Origin of the sequence: Arthrobacter sp. 2RAF6, from assembly GCF_052115205.1 — a bacterium.
Lineage (GTDB): Bacteria > Actinomycetota > Actinomycetes > Actinomycetales > Micrococcaceae > Arthrobacter.
In genome coordinates this window covers 219,961-234,784 of sequence record NZ_JBFRGF010000004.1, presented here as the reverse complement: position 1 = coordinate 234,784, position 14,824 = coordinate 219,961, and the positions used below count along the sequence as shown (strand labels likewise).

Below are 14,824 nucleotides of genomic sequence, written 5' to 3'. Positions count from 1 at the left end.
GTCGTGCAGAATCTTCCATCCCGCAAGAAACCGGCCTATTCCATTGAGGCCGTGGACAACGCCCTGCAACTCCTCCAGCTCTTGCGCGACGGCGGCAGCCTGCGGCTCAAGGATGCCGCCGCGGAGTTGGGGGTTGCCCCGTCCACTGCCCACCGGCTGTTGGCCATGCTGGTCTACCGGGGGTTCGCGGTCCAGGACGAGACCCGCCGCTACGTGCCCGGGCCGGCCATGGGGGTTGGCCCTGCAGGACTCAGTTGGACCCGGTTGCTGCGCACGGTCGCCCAGCCGCACATGGAACTCCTGAGCGGCCGGATCAACGAGACGGTCAACCTCATGGTTCGCGTGGGTACCAAGGTGAGGTTCCTTGCCACGGTGGAGGGGACCAACGCCCTGCGGGTAGGCGACCGGCAAGGAACCGTACTGCCCGCGAACAAGGCCTCGGGCGGCAAGGCACTATTGGCCGAGCTGGAGCCCGCCATGATCGAGCAATTGTTCCGTAGCCACAATGCGGAGATCGGCGGTGACAGCATTCCCGACGCCGAATATCCGGCTTTCCTGCGCGAGCTCGAGACGATCCGGAGCAACGGATTCGCCGCGAATTTCGAGGGCACCGAGGAAGGGATCAGTGCCCTTGGGGTGGCCCTCCACAACAAGCACGGCGTTGCGGTGGGTGCCCTGAGCGTCGCGACTCCCGTGGCAAGGTTCCGCAGGCTCTTCGACAGCGGACTCGTGGGCATCCTGCGCGAAACCCAGCGCCAATTGGAGCTCGACATTGCGGCGAATCCGGCCGAACCCGAGCTGTAACCCACTCAACTGACTCGCAATAGATGTCGTCTTGAAGGCCTATAACGACATCTGCTTGGGCCCACGCCGCCAGGGTTCCCTGGCCGAGCTTGCGAGGCGAGGGTGGCGGTGGGGACCAGTTGGGCCAGCGGATTCTGGCTAGCAGAATATGCTGGAGATCACTCGAGGGCTTCCTTAGGGTCTGGAGTACGCCAAAACTGTCCCGTACCCCTCAAGGAGGCCCCTGTGTCCATCAGCGCCGATAGCACAACACATGAATCAGTTGCCACTGATCAATCCGTTGGCACAGCGCACGCGGTTCCGGAGCCGACGCCCGAGGAAGCCAGGCAGCTTGCGCAGTTGTACCGCGACTTCGAAGCCGGGAACCTGATCCCGCTCTGGACCGAGATCGCGGACCTGATGCCGATGGTGCCGTCCCCGAAGGCCGTGCCGCACGTGTGGCGCTGGAATGATCTGTACCCGCTGGCTGCCCGTGCCGGTGACCTGGTGCCGGTGGGCCGTGGCGGGGAACGCCGTGCCATCGCTTTGGCCAACCCTGGCCTGGCCGGTACGCCGTACGCCACGCCCACGCTGTGGGCGGCCATCCAGTATCTGGGCGCGCACGAAACAGCCCCGGAGCACCGCCACTCGCAGAACGCGTTCCGTTTCGTCGTCGAGGGCGAAGGCGTCTGGACCGTAGTGAACGGGGACCCGGTGGCAATGCGCCGCGGCGATTTCCTGCTCACGCCCGGCTGGAACTTCCACGGCCACCACAACGACACAGACCAGCCGATGGCCTGGATCGACGGACTGGACATTCCGTTCGTGCACTACGCCGACGCCGGGTTCTTCGAATTCGGCACCGAACGGGTTACGGATGAGGCCACACCGGACGTCTCGCGCTCGGAGCGGCTCTGGGCCCACCCGGGCCTGCGTCCGCTGTCCGGGCTGCAGGACACGGTGAATTCCCCGATCGCGGCCTACCGTTGGGAACACACCGACGCCGCCCTGCGAGAACAATTGCTTCTCGAGGACGAGGGCCACCCCGCCACGGTGTCCCAAGGCCACGCCGCCATCCGGTACTCGAATCCGACCACCGGCGGGGACGTCATGCCGACCATCCGCGCGGAGTTCCACCGCCTGCGGGCTGGCGCTTCCGCGGAGGCTTTGCGTGAGGTCGGCTCGAGCGTCTGGCAGGTCTTCGACGGCACCGGCACCGTAATACTGAACGGGGAGTCCAAGGTCCTGGAGAAGGGCGACCTGTTCGTGGTCCCGTCCTGGCAGGAATGGTCCCTGCAGGCAGAGAGCGAGTTCGACCTCTTCCGCTTCAGCGATGCCCCTATTTTCGAACGACTGAATTTCAACCGCACGTACATCGAAGGACGCAACAAATGAGACTCCTCACCCTCCGTACCGCTGCAGGTACCGCGGCTGTCCGCCAGGATGGCGGCACCCTGACCGAGATCGACGGCTTCTCCGACGTGGGCGCCCTCCTGCAGGAACCCGCCTGGGCGGCCATCGCGGAGGCGGCCAACGGCGCAACGCACGCGTACGACGGCGCCGACCTCGCCGCCGTCGTGCCCTCACCAGGCAAGATCATCTGCGTCGGGCACAACTACCGCAACCACATCAAGGAGATGGGCCGGGAAATCCCGGAATACCCCACCTTGTTCGCGAAGTACCAGGAATCGCTGATCGGTCCGAACGACGATCTGGCGTTGCCGCAGGAATCGGACACCGTGGACTGGGAGGCCGAGCTCGCCGTCGTGATCGGCAAGAAGGGGCGCCGGATCAAAGAAGCCGACGCGGCCGATCACATCGCCGGTTACTCGGTGCTGAACGACATCAGCATGCGTGACTACCAGTTCCGCACCGTCCAGTGGCTGCAGGGCAAGACCTGGGAGAAATCGACGCCGTTCGGGCCGGCCCTGGTCACCAAGGACGAGTTCGCTGCCGGGCCGCTGATGACCTCCGCGGTGGACGGCGAGATCCAGCAGCAGACCCCCACCGGGGATCTTGTGTTCACCCCCGAATTCCTGGTGTCCTACATTTCGACCATCATCACGCTGAACCCTGGCGACGTCATCGCGACCGGCACGCCGGGTGGTGTGGGCCACGCCCAGAACCCGAAGCGCTACCTCCAGGAAGGCCAGCTCCTGGTCACGACCATCGAAGGCCTGGGGCAGCTGAACAACCGTGTGGTCAAGGAAGCCTGATGGTCGCCCGCCACGACCTGACTAGCGATCCGGGCCTGCAGGAACAGCTGCTGCAGGCCCGGCGGGGGACCGCGTTTTTCGCCCGCAAGCTCAATGAACTCTCCGATGCCGAGCTCGACGGCGGTTCGCTGCTTCCCGGCTGGAGCCGCCGCCACGTTGTAGCACACATCGGCTACAACGCCCGGGCCATCGCCCGGCTGGTTGAATGGGCCTCGACCGGCGTCGAGAACCCGATGTATCCCTCTGCCGCGGTGCGGGATGAGGAGATCAACTTCGGCGCCACCCTGTCTCCCATCGCGTTGCGGAACCTCTTCGACCACTCCGCCGTGCACTTGAGCGTGGAATGGCGGGACCTGCCCGAGGACGCGTGGCACCACACGGTCCGGACCATCCAGGGCAGGGAAGTCCCCGCAACCGAGACGGTCTGGATGCGCACCCGCGAAGTCTGGGTGCATGCCGTGGACCTCGACAACGGAGCATCGTTTGGTGACATCCCGGCGTCTGTACTGGAACGGCTGCTGCGCGACATCACGTCCGCTTGGTCCGTCCGCGGCACCGATACCGGGTTGTTGGTCAGGGTCGCGGGTACGGACCTTACGTTCGGCGATCCGGACGCGGCCGTCGTGGTCGCCGGGCCGCTCGCCGGCGTCGTCCAATGGGCTACCGGGCGCGGGACCGGCGGGGTCGCTGGGACGGACCCCGAGGGACTTGATATCGCTGGGCCGGTGCCGGCGGCACCCAAGTGGATCTGACGGCGTCGGGCACAAAGAAGGTTGGCACAGCCCCCGGCTTCTTCACCGCAGGAACTGCACCAACCGCTTGTATGACTATTCAGATTTGGCTGTAGACCCTACCATCGGCGGCTCCTGTAATCCCGGGCTAACTTAATCCGGGCTTGAATGGGCTATTTTGCGTCGTCAGCCAGATGCCGTGAAAACATCCAGCCTGCGGCGGCCATCAGGATGCCCAAGACCATGAACGTCCAGTTGTCGAGCGTGTTCAGCGACAGGAAGTTGGCCGCCGAATCAACCCCGACACTCAGTCCGTACACACTGAACACGATGTACAAGGCACCGAAGCTCATCAGGATATTGCGTGCGCTATGGCCGCCCGAGCGGGACATCGCCCAGCTGGTTCCGCCGATGAGCAGCTGCACAATGTTAAGCAGCAGCGACACTTGGAACACGCCCAGGAGCATTGCGTGCGAATTTGGCCCGAAGAACTGCAATTCCCCGTACCGCATGGTGATGCCCGGAATGAATCCGAGAAGACCCACCAGCGCCATCAGAGTACCTACACCCATGCCGATGTTCTGGATGTCCGTCCGTCCAAAGTGAACACCATGTGCATGTGGGGTTGCGGTAGTCATTTATGCCCTCCATCCACCTCTTGCGAACAATCCAATTTTACGTCTGACATATGCAAAAAGCGCTGGGGATCGGCAGCGCCCCGGCGGCTAGGCGGGCCCGACGGGCCCCGACGCTCGCTCACATATGTCGGGTTTCCTGCCGACGCCCGCTCACATATGTCGGGTTTCCTGCCGACGCCCGCTCACATAAACGACGGCGGCGCGGCGGTCGTGCAGGAGCGTTTGGCATTCGCGCACCATAAGTGAGCGGGCGTTGGTGGATTTGCGGGCCGTGCGGGCGCCTGCCGGGGGAGCGGGGCACGCCGTGGCACGATAGAACACGATGAAACTGCGCGCTGATCAGACCGGTAACCATGGCCTGCCCATGCCTTTGTGGCTGCAGGGTGCCCTTGAGTCGGCCCAGGCCGCCATCATCTCGGCACTCGTGGTGGTCCTGCCGCTGATCGGCGTATGGGCAACCGACGGATTCCAGAACCACACCATCGATTTCCTGGCACGCTTGGCTGGCCAAACCTGGCTCCTCGTCCACGGCGTGCCGCTGCAGCTTGCCACCGTCAACATGGGAACCGCAGGCCTACCGGGTTCCGGGGTGCTGTCCCTTATCCCACTCGGACTGACTCTGGTTCCCTTCCTCCTGGCGTGGCGCGCGGGCCGCCGACTGGCCAGGGCTTCCTACACGGACCAGCTGTGGCAGGCCTTCTTCGGAGCGTTGCTTGTCTACGGGGCGTTCGGCGCGGCCACCGGATTCGTGTGCCGCACGCAGGACGTCGTGATCAACATCTGGTTCGCTGCATTACTGCCGCTCATCCCGTTCGGCCTTGGCATGGTGGTGGGTGCCCGGCGTGAGTCCGGCTCCTGGAGCAGGCTCATTGGCGTCGACGCCGTCGACTGGCTCGCACGCACAAGCCAACATTCCCGTTGGGCGGGTTCCTACTTCGGCTCCGCCATGAAGGCCGGATTCGTGGCGATCATGGCCGCCATGACACTCTCGGCGATGCTGCTCGCCGTCGACCTTGTCATGCACTGGACGGACATCATCGCCGTCTACGAAGGCCTGAAAGCCGGGGCCCTCGGCGGCGGCGTCCTGACCATCGCCCAGCTCGGCTACCTGCCCAATCTGGCGGTTTTCACTTTGGCTTGGTCCTCCGGCGCCGGGTTCTCCCTCGGTGTCGGCTCACACGTCGGGCCGCTGGGCACCGCCGTCGGGCCCCTGCCTGCGATTCCTGTTTTCGGTGCGCTGCCCACCGGGCAGCTCGGCTTTGGCGCCGCGGCCCTTGCCCTTCCGGTGATCGCCGGTCTGTTGGCGGGCTGGTGGTTCCTGCGCGCGGGGGAGAACCATTTCGACGAATGGCTCTCCATCAAGATCAACGCGCGCTGGTTCACGGCTCCTGTTTCCACACTGATCCTTGGCGCGCTCATCGGGGCTGTGGCCGGGGCTTTGGCCGGAGGCCTCGCCTGGCTGGCGCGTGGTTCAGCCGGAATCGGTCGCCTCACCGAGATCGGCCCGGACCCGCGGTGGACGGCAGCCTGGATCGCCGCGGAGGTGGGGATCGGCGTCGTGATCGGTTACTGGGTGGGGCCGTGGCTCGAAAGGCGGCAGAAGCTCCGCGAAGCGGATCTCGACGATTCCGTGTACGACGGCGACCGCCGCTAAGGTGCCCGCCTCACCTGGCTTGCGCCCCGCTTAGCGCAATCCGGAGGGGATGGAGTTCTGGAAATCCACCTGGCACGAGTTTTGGGCGTGGAGCGTCAGGGCACCTCGTGCGCAGTTCTGCAAGGTGGTGATCTGTTGGAAGAAGACGACGGCGGTGATCACCAGCAAGCACATGATGGCCGTGACCACGAGCCCGGAAATGGTGCCAAACAGAACGATGCGCGGTTGCTTGAACCGGATGGCCCGCACGAGGACCACCACTCCAAGCACCCCCGCGATGGCGGTGAGGATGGCACTGAGCCAGACGTAGCTGATGTTCAGGATGTAGACGAAGATGGCGCCAAGCACGGTCAGCAGGAATGTCCTGAACAGCGTTTGGGTAACGGCAAGCGCTGATTTGGCAGCCTCGCTCTGTGGCTGATGCTGCGGGGTGGGTCCAACGCCGGAATTCATGTTTTCCAGCCTACGCGAGCCAGCCATAAGCTAGTGCAATGCGCATTGTTGTCCTCGTCTCCGGCACCGGTTCCAACCTCCAAGCAGTAATCGACGCCGTGAAGGCGGGAGAGCTGGACGTTGAGATCGCAGCCGTGGGAGCCGACCGGCGGGGTACCTACGGCGTGGAACGCTCCGCCGAGGCCGGACTGGACACCTTCGTTGTGGACTTCAAGGACTACGCAGACCGGGCCGATTGGAACGCCGCGCTTACCAAAGCCGTTGCCTCGTACGATCCGGACGTCGTGGTTTCCTCGGGTTTCATGCGGATTGTCAGCCCGGAATTCATCGACGCGTTCGGCGGCAAGTACCTTAACACCCACCCCGCACTGCTGCCCGCTTTCCCGGGAGCCCACGGAGTCCGCGATGCCATGGCCTATGGCGTGAAAGTGACCGGCTGCACCGTCCACTGGGCCGATGCCGGCGTGGACACCGGGCCCATCATCGCCCAGGAAGCCGTCGAAATCGCCCCGGACGACACCGAAGACACCCTGCACGAACGCATCAAGGTGGTGGAGCGCAGGCTCCTGGTCCGGACCCTCGCAGAGCTCGCGGCGGGAAAGCACGCCTGAGTCCTCCTTCGGCCCCAACTGACTCGCATTTGTTGTCGTTATGACGGCTCAAAACGACATCTAATGCGAGCTAGTTGGGGATGCGGGGGGATGCAGGGGGCATGCTCAGTGGAGGTCGAGCTGCTTCGTCTCCGGGGCAAACATCGCCATCCACAGCACGGACAGCACAATGAGCCCGCCAGCCAAGGCGAAGGACGTTGCCAATCCAAGCTCGGGCCAGAAATACGAGGCGAACACGAGCGGTCCGATCCCGGCACCAACCCGTGAGAACGTGGAGGCCCAACCGAAGCCGGAGCCACGGAGCTCGGTGGGGTAGAGCTCCGACACGTAGGTATAAAGCACCGGGATGGCCACTTGGACGACGAAGCCGAACGCGAGCAGCCAGAACACAGCCGCGTCAGGAATGTCCACCACCAATGACACAATCACCAGGGTCAACGCGGACAGCGGTCCGGTGATGGCCAGGATCCACTTGCGGCCCACCCGCTCAACCAGCGCCGCTGCGACCGCCACGCCCAGGAGCCCGACGCCGGCCATTCCGGCTGTCGTCACGAAGGCCTTGTACTCCTCGAATCCGGCACCGATCAAAATCCGCGGCATCCACGTCAAGCTCAAGTAGTAGACCAGGAGGATGCTGAAAAACAGGGCCCATGCCGCCGTCGTGATCTTCCAGTTGAACTGCCAGACGCGTCGCAGCTGCTGCCACGCGCTGCCAGCAGAGAGGCGCGGCGCGTCTTCTGGTGCGGGAAGACTGTAGGCGCGGAGCTCGGCTCCTGTGGCCAGGACGAGACTGTCGATGACGTCGGCGGCCTCTTGGCGCCGGCCCTTGCGGATGAGGAAGAGCGGGGATTCGGGCACGCTCCGCCTGACCCAGAACACCAGCAGGGCAGGCAACACCATGACGAGCATGGTCAGCCGCCAATCGGCAAACGCCGCGACAAGTCCGGCCGAAATGAAGCCGCACAGGGCTGCGCCCACGGGCCACCAACCATCCATGGCGGTAAGCACCTTGCCGCGCTGCTTCCGTGGAGTGAATTCACCTACCAGGGCGTAATCCACTGGAATGCAGCCGCCCAGGCCGAAGCCGGCCATGAACCGGAAGATGCAGAACCAGACGAAGTCCGGGGCGAAAGCTCCCAGCACCGTGAAGATGGAGAAGATCAGCAGGGTGACGGTGAATGCCCGCTTCCGGCCGATGGTGTCCGCGATGGTGCCCCAGGCGAAGGCGCCCAAGGCCATGCCGATCAGGTTGGCAGTGCCGATCCACCCGGCGTCGGCGGGCTGGAGGGACCAATGCTTGGAAAGCAGCGGAATGAGGATGCCGTTGAGGGTAACGTCCCAGGCATCGAACATGAAGCCGAGGCCGCCGATCAGGAAGATCCGGCCCTGGACCTTCCACCGCCACGGCAGCCCCTGGACAACCTGCTCGCCGCTCGGCACGGTTGTGTAAGTATTCATTTCCCCTCCTGGGGAAAACTCTATCCGTGCTTCTGGACCGCCTTTCGCAGGAAGCCCCCGGCCTCATCCAAGGCGGTCTTGGCGTGCCCCGGATCGATGCCCGTCAACACCACCAGGATGGCGGCCTTGACCGATCCACCCACGGAATCCAGCGCGCGAATCGCCGTCTCCGCGTCCACTCCGGTGGCGTGTTGGATGGTCCGCTGGGACCTTGCAAGGAGCTTGTTGTTGGTGGCCCGCAGATCGACCATCAGGTTTCCGTAGGTCTTCCCGAGCTTGACCATGGCGAGCGTGCTGATCATGTTGAGGACGAGTTTCTGCGCGGTGCCCGCCTTCAGCCGCGTTGAACCGGCGACGAATTCCGGCCCGACAACGACGTCGATCGCCACGTCCGCCAGCTTGCTGATGGGTGAGCCGTGGTTGCAGGCAAGCGATGCGGTGAAGGCCCCTCGGCTGCGGGCCTCCTCAAGGGCGCCGATCACGTATGGCGTGCGTCCTGAAGCCGAGATTCCGACGACGGCGTCCGCCTCGGTCACGCTGATGTCGTGCAGGTCCCGGGCTCCGGCGGTGGCGTTGTCCTCGGCGTATTCCACCGGTTTCTGGATGGCCTGGGTGCCGCCCGCGATGATCCCGACGACGAGACCCGGGGGAGTGCCGAAGGTGGGCGGGCATTCGCTCGCGTCCAATACCCCGAGCCGCCCTGCCGTTCCGGCGCCGACGTAGAGCAGCCGGCCGCCGCGGGCGAGGCGTTCCGCAACGGCGTCGACCACTGCGGCAATCTCCCCGCTGGCTTGTTCGACGGCGGCCGGGACGCCGCGGTTCTGCTCATTCATGGCCGCGACGAGTTCGGCCGTGCCCATGGTGTCCAACTCACTGAGCGCGGGCAACGCGGCTTCGGTTTGCAGGCCCGCGAGCTCCGAACGGAGTTCCTCGAGCCCGTCGGGGGAGTCCGGGGTACCGGGGGAAGAAGCGTCAGGCTGTTCCGTCACGGTGAATGTACCTTTCCTGGAGGAGCCCGCGGCGGTTCGCTGCGAGGGCGGCCCCGTCCATGCCATCGCCGAGTGCCGCAACCACCTCAATCCCAGCCGAAGCGAGAGCGTTGTGCAAGAGCCCGCCGAAGAACTCCGATTTCACTACGCCGCCAAGGAGCGCCACTTGCTTCGTGTCGCCGGAGGCAAGCGACACAGTGTTCACGAGGAGCCTGCACGCTTCGCCCACAATGCCGCGTGCGACGGCGTCTCCCGCCTCCGCCTCTTTCAGTACCGCGGGGGCGAAACGCGCCATCGTCCGGGCCGGGTTATCGGATTCGGCAAGCCACGCCGGAAGCTGCGCGGGCGAGCCAACGAGTGCGGCAGCCGCGCCCAGCAACGACGTCGCGGCTCCGCCGTCGTGCGCTTGCAGTGCGGCCTGAAGACCCTGCTGGCCGATCCACCGGCCGCTTCCGCGATCGCCCAAGAGCGGTCCCCAGCCGTCGGCACGGTGGAGGGCCCCGGCGTCGTCGAAGCGGAAGGCAACGGCCCCTGTGCCCACAATCAGCACTGTTCCCGGCGCGCCGTCCAGGGCGCCGAGCTGGGCCGCGGTGGCGTCCGAGAGAACCGCGGCCGGGACCTTGAAGCGTTCGGAAAGCAGGACGGCGAGCCCGTGGGAGTTCCCCGCGGAGGCTTCAACTCCGGCCACGGCGGCGCCGATTCCCCGCAACGAACCTTCCGGGAACGCTGCCGGAAGCCCTCGCGGCAACATCGATGCAGTGTCCGCAAGGAGCTCGAAGGCGAGCCGGGCGCCGTCGTCCATGCCCAGGCCGGGGAAGCCCTGCTGGTCCGCCGAGCCCAACACCTCATCGCCTTGCCTGAGTTCTACCCTGCATCGGCTCTTGCCGACGTCGGCTACCAAAATCACATCCGCGGAATCCATGGCCCAACCATATGTTGCGGGCGCCGCCACGTCTCGAAAAACGAAGAGGAGCCACAACACGATAAACTGGCCCGTATCCCCAGCAACCGCGGAATCCCGCGATATAAGACGGAGACTTTTGTGAGCTTGACGCAGCTTGACCGTGTTCCCATCCGCCGTGCACTGATCTCGGTTTACGACAAGACGGGGCTGGAGGAGCTCGCGAAGGGCCTGCACGCAGCAGGAGTCGCCATCGTCTCCACCGGCTCCACCGCGAAGAGGATTGCCGCAGCCGGTATTCCGGTCAAGGAAGTCGAAGAAGTCACCGGTTCCCCGGAGATGCTCGACGGTCGGGTCAAGACCCTGCACCCGCGCGTGCACGGCGGCATCCTGGCCGACCGCCGCGTTCCTGCCCACATGGAAACGCTGGCCAAGATGGAGATCGAGCCCTTCGACCTCGTGGTGGTCAACCTCTATCCGTTCGTGGAGACCGTCCGCTCCGGCGCGGAGCAGGACGACGTCGTCGAGCAGATCGACATCGGAGGCCCCGCCATGGTGCGTTCGGCCGCCAAGAACCATGCCGCCGTCGCGATCGTTGTAGACCCGAACTTCTACGGCGCCGTGGTGGAAGCCGCCGCCGCGGGGGGCTTCGACCTGAAGACCCGCCGCCGCCTTGCCGCGAAAGCCTTCGCCCACACCGCAACGTACGATACGGCCGTTGCCACCTGGACCGCCAGCCAGTTCCTCGACGAAGACGGAGACGGCATCATCGACTGGCCCGCCTACGCCGGTCTTGCCCTGGAGCGCTCCGAGGTCCTGCGTTACGGGGAAAACCCGCACCAGCAGGCCGCCCTTTACGTGGACAAGGCTGCGCCCGCCGGCATCGCCCAGGCAGACCAGCTGCACGGCAAGGCCATGAGCTACAACAACTTCGTCGACGCCGACGCTGCACTCCGCGCCGCGTTCGACTTCTCCGAGCCCGCGGTCGCCATCATCAAGCACGCCAACCCCTGCGGTGTGGCCGTCGGTTCCGCCGATGCCGCCGACCCCATCGCCGACGCCCACGCCAAGGCCCACGCTTGCGATCCGGTGTCCGCTTTCGGCGGGGTCATCGCGGCAAACAGCATTGTCACGGCGGGTATGGCGCAGACCGTGGCCGGGATCTTCACCGAGGTCGTCATCGCCCCGGGCTTCGAGCCGGAGGCCGTTGAAATCCTGTCCAAGAAGAAGAACATCCGCCTGCTGGCGCTGCCGGACGGTTATGGCCGCTACCCGACGGAGATCCGCCAGGTCTCGGGCGGCGTCCTCGTCCAGCAAGCCGACAAGGTGGACGCCGACGGCGACAACCCCGCCAACTGGACCCTCGCCGCCGGGGAAGCAGCCGACGACGCCACGCTGGCCGACCTCGCGTTCGCCTGGACCGCTTGCCGCGCCGCCAAGTCCAATGCGATCCTCCTCGCCAACAACGGAGCCGCAGTCGGCATCGGCATGGGCCAGGTCAACCGCCTGGACTCGTGCAAACTGGCCGTTGAGCGCGCCAACACCTTGGGCGTTCAGGTGGAGTCCGACGGTGCTGTCGGGGGCGATGCCCCCGGCGGTGCCTCAAACACCGATTCCAGTAGCGCACCCGAGCGCGCCCGCGGTGCCGTGGCCGCTTCCGACGCGTTCTTCCCGTTCGCCGATGGCCTGCAGATCCTGATCGACGCCGGTGTCCGCGCCGTCGTGCAGCCTGGCGGTTCAGTGCGCGACGAGGAAGTCATTGCCGCGGCCAACGCCGCCGGCATCACGATGTACTTCACGGGAGCAAGGCACTTCTTCCACTAGGTCCGGGCTTCCGCTAAGTCCACCCGCTCCACTCGCTCCACCCGCTCCACCAAAAAATGGACATGTCCCCCCTTCCCGGGAGGACATGTCCATTTTTGGTGGTCAGGACTGGGCATATTCGCAATATGTCCAGTCCTGGGAGCGAGCAGGGGGCATGTCCGGGGAGGGAGGGGAGGCTACGGGGCCGTGGACGCGGTCTGGTATGTGCCTTGGATGACCGTGCCCCAGTACGGGCCGTACATCTTGGTGGAGTTGCTGCCGTAGCCGTAGCTGTTCACCGAGTTCTGGTACCCGCTGGAGCCGGTTCCAATGAACCACGGGCCGCCGGAGGAGCCACCCGTCATGTTGCAAGGGATCCCTTGGGTGTTGTACTGGGGGTTGTAGGGATCGTTGGCGGCCGTGCCGGAGCAGCTCTTGGGTGATTCTCCGGTGAAGGGAGATGCTGCAGGGTATCCGAACGATTTGTATGCCAGTCCTCGGGCGGCATTGAACTGAACCCCCGACGCACCCACCACGTCTGAGAGCTTTTGACCATTGAGGGTGTTCATGACGGCGAAACCGGTGTCGTATTGCATATTTCCACTCGAGGACCACTGGCTGGTGGTGTATAGCGCCTTGGCCGTCCACTTGCCGTAGGGCGCGGCGCCATTAAGGTAGGCAGGAACAAACGTGAAGTTGCTTGCGAACGCTCCGGGGCCTTCGTTCAGGCAGTGGCCCGCGGTGGACACGGTGCTTTGATTGGCCGAGGTGACGGAGTTGCCCGAGCAGACATAGTTCACCCCGCCCAGCGTAAAGAACACCTTCCCGATGCGCGAAACAGGAGACTCACCTGGGTTGGCTTTGCGATCTACCGCGGACGGCGCTGTGGTGCTAGTGGCTTTCTGGCCTTCGATAGTCACTGCGCGGCCAAGCGCGGGAAAAACCTGCTCGGGAGAAACCGGGAGATCGGCGAGGCCTACTGCGGCCTGTGCCCGCGTGAGCGCCTTGGTCGCCAGAACGTCGCCGGAGACAGCGGTTTTCATCCGTTCAGGAGTCCAATAGTCAGCGGTGTTGCTGTCCGACGCCGAATTGCTGCTGACGCTCGACGCGTCGGTGCCGTTGCTCATGGACGGAGCGGCGGTGGCCCCGCCGCCGGAGCCCAGCGCGAGTAAGGCGGCCGCAGTCAGGCTGAACAGGCTTGTAGACAGGGTTTTGGTTCTCGTCACAGTTGTCCTAGATATCGGGGGACGGCGGCCGGTTGGTGGTGGCCGCCGACTGACGGAACCGAAACTACCCAAGCCGTGACAAGTATGTAAAGAAATTGTTCAAATTTTGTGAGATTTGACCTTCGCTTTGACAAGATGCGAATTCTGCCATATTTCCGAGTGGCCGGAGGACCTAGGAAGTGGACGCCGACTCGTAGGCTTCCCGGATGACGGAGCCCCAATACGGCCCGTAGATCACGGCCGGACCGCCGGGGTATCCGTAGCTCGTAATGGAGTTTTGGTAGGAATCCCGGCCGGAGTCGACCATCCACGGTCCGCCCGATGATCCACCGGTCATATCGCAGGGAATGCCCTGCGCCTTGAACTGTGGATTGATGGGATCCTTGGTGGCGTCACCCGAACAGCTCTTCAGCGATTGTCCGTCGAACGGCGGGGCGGCAGGGTAGCCGAACGCTTGGTAACTGAGCCCCCGATCCTGGTTGAACTCTACGCCGGACGCGCCGACGACGTCGGCCAAGTGCTTGCCGTTCACCGTGGCGGTGACTGCGAAGCCTGTGTCATAGCGAATGTCGCCCGCGGTGCGCCACTCGGGTGTCGTGTAAAGGGCTTTGGCAGGCCAGATGCCGTAAGGAGCCTTGCCGTTGAGATAGGCCGGAACGAAAACGAAGTTCCGGACGAATGCCCCGGGACCCTCATTGACGCAGTGGCCCGCTGTCGCCACGGTGCTGTCGTTGTCCGACACGACGACGTTGCCGGAGCAGACGTAGGCGAAGGCGCCCATGGTGAAGAAGACCTTGCCGACGTGGTCAATCGGGTCTTCGTCTTGATGCAGGCTCGCGCTGCTGCCCTTGGCGCTGGCGATTTTCACTGGCGGGCCGGTTTCGACCGTGCCGCCGGCGGTGCTGGAGGCGCCACCTCGTGCGAGGGCAATACCAGCGAGGACATCGCCAGGGATTGCTGCTTGCATCCGTTCGGGAGTCCAATACCCCGTGGGGTCGGTGTTTGTTGTCGCCAGGCTGACGAGTTGCTGCGTCCCAGGCGCCGCAAAGCTCGAAACCGCAGTGAAAGGCGTTGCGGCTGCCGCCCCTCCAGCGGCACAGAGGGTCAAAACGGCGGAGGTAAGGAGGCTCAGGAGACCAGTGATGGGGAGTGATTTCTTTGTCATGATTGTCCTGCCAATCGTTTGGCGGCCACGTGTCGTCGGCCACAGTTTGACCCAATGAACCTACTCCGATTTGGCGCGGAGGTACATAAGGTCCGGCGGGGTATGACGTTGCACAGCTCGTTCGGAGCCGTCCCAGTACGCGCCAATCCGGCCCCCTCAGGTAAGTTAGAGATGTTGAAATCTGCAGACTTTCAGG

Annotated in this window: 14 protein-coding genes; 7 read left to right on the top strand and 7 right to left on the bottom strand. The window is 64.7% G+C overall.

All coding sequences use genetic code 11. From position 1 onward, the window contains the following. Positions 1-3 precede the first annotated feature (3 nt). From AB4Z38_RS04735 to AB4Z38_RS04720, 4 genes are all read left to right on the top strand, one after another. Entirely contained in the window at positions 4-804 is an 801-nt protein-coding gene (locus AB4Z38_RS04735; RefSeq protein ID WP_441428631.1) for an IclR family transcriptional regulator, read from the top strand. Between the two features lie 225 nt (positions 805-1,029). After that, positions 1,030-2,178, top strand: a complete 1,149-nt coding sequence (locus tag AB4Z38_RS04730) for a cupin domain-containing protein (RefSeq protein ID WP_441428630.1) — start codon at positions 1,030-1,032, stop codon at positions 2,176-2,178. Then, positions 2,175-2,999: a fumarylacetoacetate hydrolase family protein gene (locus tag AB4Z38_RS04725; protein ID WP_441428629.1), complete on the top strand. Its 825-nt coding sequence runs from the start codon at positions 2,175-2,177 to the stop codon at positions 2,997-2,999. The genes AB4Z38_RS04730 and AB4Z38_RS04725 overlap by 4 nt, the downstream gene beginning before the upstream one ends. Then, positions 2,999-3,751, top strand: coding sequence for a maleylpyruvate isomerase family mycothiol-dependent enzyme (locus AB4Z38_RS04720; RefSeq protein ID WP_441428628.1), 753 nt, complete (start codon positions 2,999-3,001; stop codon positions 3,749-3,751). Before AB4Z38_RS04725 ends, AB4Z38_RS04720 begins: the two co-directional genes overlap by 1 nt. A gap of 152 nt (positions 3,752-3,903) precedes the next feature. On the opposite strand, the gene AB4Z38_RS04715 is transcribed toward AB4Z38_RS04720, so the two are convergent. Next, on the bottom strand, positions 3,904-4,368 hold the full coding sequence (locus tag AB4Z38_RS04715) for a DUF4383 domain-containing protein (RefSeq protein ID WP_441428627.1): 465 nt from the start codon (positions 4,366-4,368) through the stop codon (positions 3,904-3,906). A 322-nt stretch (positions 4,369-4,690) separates the two neighbouring features. Between AB4Z38_RS04715 and AB4Z38_RS04710 the strand changes: the two genes are divergently transcribed. Next, positions 4,691-6,022, top strand: a complete 1,332-nt coding sequence (locus AB4Z38_RS04710) for a cell division protein PerM (RefSeq protein ID WP_441428626.1) — start codon at positions 4,691-4,693, stop codon at positions 6,020-6,022. A 30-nt stretch (positions 6,023-6,052) separates the two neighbouring features. Here the strand turns inward: AB4Z38_RS04710 and AB4Z38_RS04705 are convergent, their stop codons facing one another. Then, positions 6,053-6,475: a hypothetical protein gene (locus tag AB4Z38_RS04705; RefSeq protein ID WP_441428625.1), complete on the bottom strand. Its 423-nt coding sequence runs from the start codon at positions 6,473-6,475 to the stop codon at positions 6,053-6,055. A gap of 38 nt (positions 6,476-6,513) precedes the next feature. Between AB4Z38_RS04705 and purN the strand changes: the two genes are divergently transcribed. Next, complete coding sequence (gene purN, locus AB4Z38_RS04700) at positions 6,514-7,086, top strand: phosphoribosylglycinamide formyltransferase (protein ID WP_441428624.1); 573 nt, start codon at positions 6,514-6,516, stop codon at positions 7,084-7,086. 105 nt (positions 7,087-7,191) lie between these two features. Here the strand turns inward: purN and AB4Z38_RS04695 are convergent, their stop codons facing one another. Genes AB4Z38_RS04695 through AB4Z38_RS04685 form a run of 3 tightly spaced genes read right to left on the bottom strand, consistent with a single transcriptional unit; the run spans position 7,192 to position 10,455 of the window. Continuing rightward, complete coding sequence (locus AB4Z38_RS04695) at positions 7,192-8,544, bottom strand: MFS transporter (protein ID WP_441428623.1); 1,353 nt, start codon at positions 8,542-8,544, stop codon at positions 7,192-7,194. Between the two features lie 20 nt (positions 8,545-8,564). Continuing rightward, the gene (gene murQ, locus AB4Z38_RS04690) at positions 8,565-9,533 is read right to left on the bottom strand and encodes an N-acetylmuramic acid 6-phosphate etherase (protein ID WP_441428622.1); all 969 of its coding nucleotides are present in this window, start codon (positions 9,531-9,533) and stop codon (positions 8,565-8,567) included. Next, positions 9,517-10,455: an N-acetylglucosamine kinase gene (locus AB4Z38_RS04685; RefSeq protein WP_441428621.1), complete on the bottom strand. Its 939-nt coding sequence runs from the start codon at positions 10,453-10,455 to the stop codon at positions 9,517-9,519. Before AB4Z38_RS04685 ends, murQ begins: the two co-directional genes overlap by 17 nt. A 120-nt stretch (positions 10,456-10,575) precedes the next feature. Here AB4Z38_RS04685 and purH point away from each other — a divergent pair, with 120 nt between their 5' ends. Further along, on the top strand, positions 10,576-12,258 hold the full coding sequence (gene purH, locus AB4Z38_RS04680; RefSeq protein WP_441428620.1) for a bifunctional phosphoribosylaminoimidazolecarboxamide formyltransferase/IMP cyclohydrolase: 1,683 nt from the start codon (positions 10,576-10,578) through the stop codon (positions 12,256-12,258). A gap of 176 nt (positions 12,259-12,434) precedes the next feature. On the opposite strand, the gene AB4Z38_RS04675 is transcribed toward purH, so the two are convergent. Beyond that, on the bottom strand, positions 12,435-13,463 hold the full coding sequence (locus AB4Z38_RS04675) for a trypsin-like serine peptidase (protein ID WP_441428619.1): 1,029 nt from the start codon (positions 13,461-13,463) through the stop codon (positions 12,435-12,437). A gap of 172 nt (positions 13,464-13,635) precedes the next feature. After that, the gene (locus AB4Z38_RS04670) at positions 13,636-14,628 is read right to left on the bottom strand and encodes a trypsin-like serine peptidase (protein WP_441428618.1); all 993 of its coding nucleotides are present in this window, start codon (positions 14,626-14,628) and stop codon (positions 13,636-13,638) included. Positions 14,629-14,824 lie beyond the last annotated feature (196 nt).

Bases quoted from the DNA above. Each gene is read 5' to 3' on its own strand.
- AB4Z38_RS04715 (WP_441428627.1), bottom strand. From the start codon at position 4,368: ATGACTACCGCAACCCCACATGCACATGGTGTTCACTTTGGACGGACG.
- AB4Z38_RS04725 (WP_441428629.1), top strand. From the start codon at position 2,175: ATGAGACTCCTCACCCTCCGTACCGCTGCAGGTACCGCGGCTGTCCGC.
- AB4Z38_RS04695 (WP_441428623.1), bottom strand. From the start codon at position 8,544: ATGAATACTTACACAACCGTGCCGAGCGGCGAGCAGGTTGTCCAGGGG.
- AB4Z38_RS04720 (WP_441428628.1), top strand. From the start codon at position 2,999: ATGGTCGCCCGCCACGACCTGACTAGCGATCCGGGCCTGCAGGAACAG.
- AB4Z38_RS04685 (WP_441428621.1), bottom strand. From the start codon at position 10,455: ATGGATTCCGCGGATGTGATTTTGGTAGCCGACGTCGGCAAGAGCCGA.
- AB4Z38_RS04710 (WP_441428626.1), top strand. From the start codon at position 4,691: ATGAAACTGCGCGCTGATCAGACCGGTAACCATGGCCTGCCCATGCCT.
- purN (WP_441428624.1), top strand. From the start codon at position 6,514: ATGCGCATTGTTGTCCTCGTCTCCGGCACCGGTTCCAACCTCCAAGCA.
- AB4Z38_RS04670 (WP_441428618.1), bottom strand. From the start codon at position 14,628: ATGACAAAGAAATCACTCCCCATCACTGGTCTCCTGAGCCTCCTTACC.
- AB4Z38_RS04705 (WP_441428625.1), bottom strand. From the start codon at position 6,475: ATGAATTCCGGCGTTGGACCCACCCCGCAGCATCAGCCACAGAGCGAG.